At 56.7% G+C, this 8,008-nt stretch carries 8 protein-coding genes and 1 tRNA gene; all 9 read left to right on the forward strand.

Annotated elements, in window-relative coordinates; translation table 11 throughout:
- Positions 1–186 precede the first annotated feature (186 nt).
- Positions 187–2,109, forward strand: a complete 1,923-nt coding sequence (gene thrS, locus BK658_RS26035) for a threonine--tRNA ligase (protein WP_123584794.1) — start codon at positions 187–189, stop codon at positions 2,107–2,109.
- Complete coding sequence (gene infC, locus BK658_RS26040) at positions 2,109–2,660, forward strand: translation initiation factor IF-3 (RefSeq protein WP_173860028.1); 552 nt, start codon at positions 2,109–2,111, stop codon at positions 2,658–2,660. Before thrS ends, infC begins: the two co-directional genes overlap by 1 nt.
- 60 nt (positions 2,661–2,720) lie before the next feature.
- On the forward strand, positions 2,721–2,915 hold the full coding sequence (gene rpmI, locus BK658_RS26045; protein ID WP_002553160.1) for a 50S ribosomal protein L35: 195 nt from the start codon (positions 2,721–2,723) through the stop codon (positions 2,913–2,915).
- A gap of 29 nt (positions 2,916–2,944) precedes the next feature.
- Positions 2,945–3,301, forward strand: coding sequence for a 50S ribosomal protein L20 (gene rplT, locus BK658_RS26050; protein WP_007905879.1), 357 nt, complete (start codon positions 2,945–2,947; stop codon positions 3,299–3,301).
- Between the two features lie 109 nt (positions 3,302–3,410).
- A complete protein-coding gene (gene pheS, locus BK658_RS26055) occupies positions 3,411–4,427 on the forward strand; it encodes a phenylalanine--tRNA ligase subunit alpha (protein ID WP_007905876.1) in 1,017 nt (338 codons plus the stop codon).
- 26 nt (positions 4,428–4,453) lie between these two features.
- Positions 4,454–6,832 carry a phenylalanine--tRNA ligase subunit beta gene (pheT, locus tag BK658_RS26060; RefSeq protein WP_123584795.1) on the forward strand — a complete coding sequence of 793 codons (2,379 nt, stop codon included), beginning with the start codon at positions 4,454–4,456 and terminating at the stop codon, positions 6,830–6,832.
- 3 nt (positions 6,833–6,835) lie between these two features.
- Positions 6,836–7,138 (forward strand): integration host factor subunit alpha, encoded by a 303-nt coding sequence (gene ihfA, locus BK658_RS26065; RefSeq protein WP_002553164.1) that lies wholly within the window; start codon positions 6,836–6,838, stop codon positions 7,136–7,138.
- Positions 7,119–7,475 (forward strand): MerR family transcriptional regulator, encoded by a 357-nt coding sequence (locus BK658_RS26070; protein ID WP_003179985.1) that lies wholly within the window; start codon positions 7,119–7,121, stop codon positions 7,473–7,475. The genes ihfA and BK658_RS26070 overlap by 20 nt, the downstream gene beginning before the upstream one ends.
- 89 nt (positions 7,476–7,564) lie before the next feature.
- Positions 7,565–7,641: transfer RNA gene (locus tag BK658_RS26075), tRNA-Pro, on the forward strand.
- Positions 7,642–8,008: the final 367 nt, after the last annotated feature.

Genomic DNA, 8,008 nt, shown 5'->3' on the forward strand with positions numbered 1-8,008 from the left:
GGCCAATCCCCGAATAACCCTGATTTGATCTCCAGTCACTCTGGTTCGGTTCCCGGTTGGCCGCAAGGCTCCTGCCGCTGTAAGGCAGGCGTTCATTATAGAATGGCCTGGACTGAATCGCGTACTGGCTGCTCATCCCAACCCACGTGACCTTTGGTAGGGGTCACCACTAGGAGAGGAGGCGCCATGCCCACTATTACTCTTCCCGACGGCAGTCAACGTTCCTTCGATCATCCGGTTTCCGTAGCCGAGGTCGCCGCATCCATTGGTGCCGGTCTGGCCAAGGCCACCGTGGCCGGCAAGGTCAACGGCAAGCTGGTTGACGCCAGCGATGTCATCGACAGCGACGCGACCCTGCAAATCATCACGCCCAAGGATGAAGAGGGGGTGGAGATCATTCGCCACTCTTGCGCTCACCTGATTGGCCACGCGGTCAAGCAGCTGTACCCGACGGCGAAAATGGTGATCGGTCCGGTCATCGATGAAGGCTTCTATTACGACATCGCCTACGAGCGTCCTTTCACTCCGGACGACCTGGCGGCGATCGAACAGCGCATGCACCTGCTGATCGAAAAAGATTACGACGTTATCAAGAAAGTCACTCCGCGCGCCGAAGTGATCGACGTGTTCACCAGCCGCGGCGAAGACTACAAGCTGCGCCTGGTCGAGGACATGCCGAACGAGCAGGCCATGGGCCTGTACTATCACGAAGAATACGTCGACATGTGCCGCGGTCCGCACGTGCCGAACACCCGCTTCCTGAAATCCTTCAAGCTGACCAAGCTGTCCGGCGCCTACTGGCGCGGCGATGCCAAGAACGAGCAATTGCAGCGCGTTTACGGCACTGCCTGGGCTGACAAGAAGCAACTGGCGGCTTACATCCAGCGTATCGAAGAAGCCGAAAAGCGCGACCATCGCAAGATCGGCAAGCGTCTCGGCCTGTTCCATACCCAGGAAGAAGCGCCGGGCATGGTTTTCTGGCACCCGAACGGCTGGACCCTGTACCAGGTGCTCGAGCAGTACATGCGTAAGGTCCAGCGTGAAAACGGCTACCTGGAGATCAAGACTCCGCAGGTGGTTGACCGTAGCCTGTGGGAGAAATCCGGGCATTGGGCCAACTACGCCGAGAACATGTTCACCACGCAATCGGAAAGCCGCGACTACGCGATCAAGCCAATGAACTGCCCTTGCCACGTGCAAGTGTTCAACCAGGGCCTGAAAAGCTACCGCGAACTGCCAATGCGTCTGGCCGAGTTCGGTGCTTGTCACCGTAACGAGCCGTCCGGCGCGTTGCACGGCATCATGCGCGTGCGTGGGTTCACCCAGGACGATGCACACATCTTCTGCACCGAAGAGCAGATGCAGGCCGAATCCGCTGCGTTCATCAAGCTGACCATGGATGTCTACGCCGATTTTGGCTTTACAGACGTCGAAATGAAGCTGTCCACTCGTCCGGAAAAACGCGTCGGTTCCGATGAATTGTGGGATCGCGCAGAATCTGCGCTGGCCGCAGCCCTTGATAGTGCGGGCCTGGAATACGACCTGCAGCCAGGCGAGGGTGCTTTCTACGGTCCGAAAATCGAGTTTTCGCTAAAAGATTGCCTCGGTCGTGTCTGGCAATGTGGTACCTTGCAGCTCGATTTTAACCTGCCGATCCGTCTGGGAGCCGAATACGTCTCCGAAGACAACAGTCGCAAGCACCCGGTTATGTTGCACCGGGCGATCCTGGGTTCCTTCGAGCGTTTCGTCGGGATTCTGATCGAGCATTACGAGGGCGCGTTCCCTGCGTGGCTGGCTCCGACTCAGGCAGTGATCATGAATATCACTGATAAACAGGCAGATTTTGCCGCTGAAGTTGAAAAAACTCTCAATCAAAGCGGTTTTCGTGCCAAGTCTGACTTGAGAAATGAAAAGATCGGCTTTAAAATCCGCGAGCATACTTTGCTCAAGGTTCCCTATCTCTTGGTTATTGGAGATCGGGAAGTCGAGATGCAGACTGTCGCTGTGCGTACTCGTGAAGGTGCTGACCTGGGCTCGATGCCCGTCGCCCAGTTCGCTGAGTTCCTCGCGCAAGCGGTTTCCCGGCGTGGTCGCCCAGATTCGGAGTAATTATTATTAAGCGTGAAATGAGACAAGATAAACGAGCTGCACCGAAAGCCCCGATCAACGAGAATATCTCGGCACGCGAGGTTCGGTTAATTGGCGCTGACGGCGAGCAGATTGGCATCGTCTCGATTGATGAAGCGCTTCGTATTGCTGAAGAAGCCAAACTGGATCTGGTGGAAATTTCCGCCGACGCAATCCCACCGGTTTGCCGTGTGATGGATTACGGCAAATCGATCTTCGAAAAGAAGAAGCAGATTGCCGCAGCGAAAAAGAACCAGAAGCAGATTCAGGTAAAAGAAATCAAGTTTCGTCCAGGGACGGAGGAAGGGGATTACCAGGTAAAACTGCGCAACCTGGTACGTTTCCTGAGTGACGGGGACAGGGCCAAGGTATCTTTGCGATTCCGCGGCCGTGAGATGGCCCACCAGGAGCTGGGGATGGAACTCCTCAAGCGGGTTGAAGGTGACCTGCTCGAGTACGGTTCGGTCGAACAGCATCCTAAGATGGAAGGACGCCAGCTGATCATGGTCATCGCCCCGAAAAAGAAGAAGTAATCAACAGGGCACGGCAGGCCTTGCGATTATGTTTATCAACTGAATGCGGAGTATCCGAACATGCCAAAGATGAAAACTAAAAGTGGTGCTGCTAAGCGGTTTCTGAAAACTGCTAACGGTATCAAGCACAAGCACGCTTTCAAGAGCCACATCCTGACCAAAATGTCGACCAAGCGTAAGCGTCAACTGCGCGGTAGCAGCTTGCTGCATCCGTCTGACGTGGCAAAAGTCGAGCGCATGCTGCGCCTTCGTTAATTTTTGGTTAAGAATAGAGGAAGTAACTCATGGCTCGTGTAAAGCGTGGCGTCATTGCCCGTAAACGTCACAAAAAAATTCTGAAACTTGCTAAAGGCTACTACGGCGCTCGCTCGCGCGTATTCCGTGTTGCCAAGCAAGCGGTAATCAAGGCAGGCCAATACGCCTACCGTGACCGTCGTCAGAAAAAACGTCAGTTCCGCGCTCTGTGGATCGCTCGTATCAACGCTGGTGCACGTATCAACGGTCTGTCCTACAGCCGTTTCATCGCAGGCCTGAAAAAAGCGTCCATCGAGATCGACCGTAAGGTTCTGGCTGATCTGGCAGTGAACGAAAAAGCGGCGTTTGCTGCGATTGTCGAGAAAGCTAAAGCCACCTTGGCTTAAGTACCCCCGACAGTCACCCGGGCTCACCTTTGTGGGCTCAGGTGTTAAACGTCATAAATAGGGGAAGAGCCTTCAAGCTCTTCCCCTATTTTGTATCTGGAGTCTGTACATGGAAAACCTGGATGCGCTGGTCTCTCAAGCACTAGAGGCTGTGCAAAGCGCTGAAGATATCAATGCCCTGGAGCAAATCCGGGTTCACTACCTTGGCAAAAAGGGTGAATTGACTCAGGTGATGAAGACCCTGGGGAATTTGCCGGCAGAAGAGCGTCCGCAAGTCGGCGCCCTGATCAACGTTGCCAAGGAGCGTGTCACAGAGGTTCTCAATGCGCGCAAGGCACTGTTTGAAGAGGCCGACCTGGCCGCCAAACTGTCCGCCGAGTCCATTGATGTGACCCTGCCTGGCCGTGGTCAGACCTCGGGTGGTCTGCATCCGGTTACTCGCACTCTGGAACGTATCGAACAGTTCTTCACCCATATCGGCTACGGCATCGCCGAAGGCCCTGAGGTCGAAGACGACTATCACAACTTCGAGGCGCTCAACATCCCAGGCCATCACCCGGCCCGGTCGATGCATGACACCTTCTATTTCAATGCCAACATGTTGCTGCGCACCCATACCTCGCCGGTACAGGTCCGCACCATGGAATCGAAACAGCCGCCGATCCGCATCGTCTGCCCAGGCCGTGTGTACCGCAGCGACTCCGATATCACCCACTCGCCGATGTTCCATCAGGTCGAAGGCCTGCTGGTCGATCGCGACATCAACTTCGCCGACCTGAAAGGGACCATCGAAGAGTTCCTGCGCGTGTTCTTCGAAAAAGAACTGGCAGTGCGTTTCCGCCCTTCGTACTTCCCGTTCACCGAGCCGTCCGCCGAAGTCGACATGGAATGCGTGATGTGCAGCGGTAAAGGCTGCCGCGTCTGCAAGCAGACTGGCTGGCTGGAAGTGATGGGCTGCGGCATGGTTCACCCGAACGTGTTGCGCATGTCCGGGATCGACCCGGAAGAGTTTTCGGGCTTTGCCTTCGGCATGGGCGTTGAACGTCTGGCCATGCTGCGTTACGGCGTGAACGACTTGCGTCTGTTCTTCGACAACGACTTGCGGTTCCTCGCGCAATTTCGCTAGTCGTAACGAATTCTTAGGAGAGCAGGATGAAATTCAGTGAACAATGGCTGCGCGGCTGGGTAAGCCCGCAGGTAAGTCGCGACGAGCTGGTTGCTCGTCTGTCGATGGCCGGTCTTGAGGTCGATAGCGTTACGCCGGCCGCCGGTGAATTCAGTGGCGTGGTGGTGGGCGAGGTGCTGAGCACCGAGCAGCACCCGGACGCCGACAAGCTGCGTGTTTGCCAGGTCAGCAATGGCGCGGAGACCTTCCAGGTAGTTTGCGGCGCGCCAAACGTGCGCCCGGGCCTGAAGATCCCGTTCGCCATGATCGGTGCCGAACTGCCAGGCGACTTCAAAATCAAGAAAGCCAAGCTGCGTGGCGTTGAGTCCAACGGCATGCTGTGCTCGCAAGCCGAATTGCAGATCGGTGAAGGCAACGACGGCCTGATGGAATTGCCGGCCGATGCGCCGGTCGGTCAGGACATTCGTGAATACCTGAGCCTGGACGACGCCAGCATCGAGGTCGACCTGACCCCGAACCGCGGCGACTGCCTGTCCCTGGCCGGTCTGGCCCGTGAAGTTGGTGCGCTCTATGCTGCCGAAGTCACACGCCCGGTCGTTGCCAGCGTTCCGGCCGCGCATGATGAAGTGCGTTCGGTTGAGGTTCTGGCACCCGCCGCTTGCCCGCGTTATCTGGGTCGCGTGATCCGTAACGTCGACCTGTCCAAGCCTACGCCGCTGTGGATGGTCGAGCGTCTGCGCCGCGCTGACGTGCGCAGCATCGACGCTGCCGTCGACATCACCAACTATGTGATGCTGGAACTGGGTCAACCACTGCACGCTTTCGATCTCGCCGAAATCAATGGCGGCATCCGCGTGCGTATGGCCGAAGAAGGCGAGAAGCTGGTGCTGCTCGACGGTCAGGAAGTCAGCCTGCGTAGCGATACGCTGGTGATTGCCGACCACTCCCGCGCCTTGGCGATTGCTGGTGTGATGGGTGGCGAGCACAGCGGTGTTTCCGCGACCACTCGCGATGTCTTCCTGGAAAGCGCTTTCTTCGATCAGATCGCCGTTGCTGGCAAGGCTCGTTCCTACGGCCTGCACACCGACGCCTCGCACCGCTACGAGCGTGGCGTGGACTGGCAACTGGCCCGTGAAGCCATGGAGCGCGCCACTGGCCTGCTGCTGGAAATTACCGGCGGCGAAGCTGGTCCGATCATCGAAACCGTCAGCGAGCAGCACCTGCCGTCGATTGCTCCGGTCACCCTGCGTGCCCAGCGCATCACCCAGATGCTGGGTATGGAAATGGATTCAGCCGAAGTCGAGCGTCTGCTCAGCGCTTTGGGCCTGAAGATTTCCGCGGACGGGGCAGGGCAGTGGCGCGTTGAAGTGCCAAGCCATCGCTTCGATATCAGCCTGGAAGTCGACCTGATCGAAGAGCTGGCCCGTCTGTACGGTTACAACCGTCTGCCGGTTCGTTACCCGCAAGCCCGTCTGGCACCGCAAGCCAAGGCTGAAGCGCGTAGCGATCTGCCTGAACTGCGCCGCCTGCTGGTGGCTCGTGGTTATCAGGAAGCGATCACCTACAGCTTCATCGATCCGAAGCAGTTCGAACTGTTCAACCCGGGTGTCGAGCCTCTGTTGCTGGCCAACCCGATCTCCAACGACATGGCTGCCATGCGTTCGTCTCTGTGGCCGGGTCTGGTCAAGGCGCTTCAGCACAACCTGAATCGTCAACAAGACCGCGTCCGTCTGTTCGAAAGCGGTCTGCGTTTCGTCGGTCAGCTGGAAGGCCTGAAGCAAGAGCCGATGCTGGCTGGTGTGGTCTGCGGCGGCCGTCTGCCGGAAGGCTGGGCCCAAGGTCGCGATACCGTGGACTTCTTCGACGTCAAAGCCGATGTGGAAGCGGTGCTGGGCTTTGCTGGCGCACTGGATTCGTTCACGTTTGTACCGGGCAGCCACCCTGCGTTGCACCCGGGTCAAACCGCGCGCATCGAGCGTGAGGGTCGCGTAGTCGGTTACATCGGCGCTATCCACCCTGAATTGTCGAAAACCCTCGGTCTCGACCGTCCGGTCTTCGTTTTCGAGCTGGTGCTGGCCGAAGTGGCGTTGGGCAAAATGCCTAAATTCAGCGAGTTGTCGCGCTTTCCTGAAGTGCGTCGTGACCTTGCGCTGCTGGCGGACAAAGACGTTGCAGCCAGTGCCGTACTGGACGTAATCCGTGAAAATGCAGGCGAATGGCTGACGGACCTCAGGCTATTTGACGTGTATCAGGGTAAAGGTATTGATCCGCATAGAAAAAGCCTTGCAGTTGGCTTGACCTGGCAGCATCCATCGCGCACTCTTAATGACGATGAGGTGAATACCACGACGCAAAACATCCTCACCTCGCTCGAACAAAGGTTGAACGCCACGTTAAGGAAGTGACGTATGGGGGCTTTGACGAAAGCTGAGATGGCGGAACGTCTGTATGAAGAGCTGGGCCTGAACAAGCGGGAGGCCAAGGAATTGGTCGAGCTGTTCTTTGAAGAAATCAGGCACGCTCTTGAAGACAACGAACAGGTGAAGTTGTCCGGTTTCGGCAACTTCGACCTTCGTGACAAACGCCAGCGGCCTGGCCGCAATCCGAAAACGGGAGAAGAAATCCCGATCACGGCTCGCCGTGTGGTCACCTTTCGTCCAGGGCAGAAGTTGAAGGCCCGAGTTGAGGCTTATGCTGGAACCAAGTCATAACGACGAGCTTCCCGTCATCCCAGGCAAACGCTACTTCACCATTGGTGAAGTCAGCGAGCTTTGTGCGGTAAAACCGCACGTGCTGCGCTACTGGGAGCAGGAGTTTCCTCAACTCAACCCCGTCAAGCGCCGCGGAAATCGCCGGTACTATCAGCGCCAGGATGTGCTGATGATCCGGCAGATCCGCGCGTTGCTCTACGACCAGGGGTTCACCATCGGCGGAGCGCGCCTGCGCCTTTCCGGCGATGAAGCCAAAGACGACACCACTCAATACAAACAAATGATCCGCCAGATGATTGCCGAACTCGAAGATGTTCTGGTGGTACTCAAGAAATAAATTCCTGCTTTTAAATACTTCCAGTTTTCAAAAGCTTGCGATATATTCTTGAGCGTTCCTCGAGATGAGGAACAGGTTTCACGCCTAGTCGGGGCGTAGCGCAGTCCGGTAGCGCACTAGCATGGGGTGCTAGGGGTCGAGTGTTCGAATCACTCCGTCCCGACCATATTTATCAGTAACTTAGCCGAACTCTAGCCAGTTCGGCTTTTTTACGCGTAGGGACATTTGCGGGAGATCATCCTGTTTTCCTGTGAGTTTACGCCGCTTTTGGCCCTTTTTCGCGCAGCCTTTGGCACCAGTCCTGTCTGATATTTTTCTTCTTTTCTCCGCTTTTTTGCATGTCAGATAGCCTTGCCAAACGCCCTGTTTCCGGGCGATTAGGGCGTTTTTCCTCACTCGCTCCGCAGCGCTAAACCCTGGAAGCTCAGTTCTGATTCTTCGTTCTTAAAGGTCACCATCCCAAATCAGCGAAACCGGCTGTGGACTTGCCCCTTCAAAACCGGACACCAACTCCCCGTTAAATTGCTGCTGCT

Source organism: Pseudomonas brassicacearum, from assembly GCF_003732175.1.
GTDB classification, from domain to species: domain Bacteria; phylum Pseudomonadota; class Gammaproteobacteria; order Pseudomonadales; family Pseudomonadaceae; genus Aquipseudomonas; species Aquipseudomonas brassicacearum_G.

What these genes read in the sequence shown, in the direction of transcription:
- pheS (WP_007905876.1), top strand. Translation starts at nt 3,411, where the DNA reads ATGGAAAACCTGGATGCGCTGGTCTCTCAAGCACTAGAGGCTGTGCAA.
- ihfA (WP_002553164.1), top strand. Translation starts at nt 6,836, where the DNA reads ATGGGGGCTTTGACGAAAGCTGAGATGGCGGAACGTCTGTATGAAGAG.
- pheT (WP_123584795.1), top strand. Translation starts at nt 4,454, where the DNA reads ATGAAATTCAGTGAACAATGGCTGCGCGGCTGGGTAAGCCCGCAGGTA.
- BK658_RS26070 (WP_003179985.1), top strand. Translation starts at nt 7,119, where the DNA reads ATGCTGGAACCAAGTCATAACGACGAGCTTCCCGTCATCCCAGGCAAA.
- thrS (WP_123584794.1), top strand. Translation starts at nt 187, where the DNA reads ATGCCCACTATTACTCTTCCCGACGGCAGTCAACGTTCCTTCGATCAT.
- rpmI (WP_002553160.1), top strand. Translation starts at nt 2,721, where the DNA reads ATGCCAAAGATGAAAACTAAAAGTGGTGCTGCTAAGCGGTTTCTGAAA.
- rplT (WP_007905879.1), top strand. Translation starts at nt 2,945, where the DNA reads ATGGCTCGTGTAAAGCGTGGCGTCATTGCCCGTAAACGTCACAAAAAA.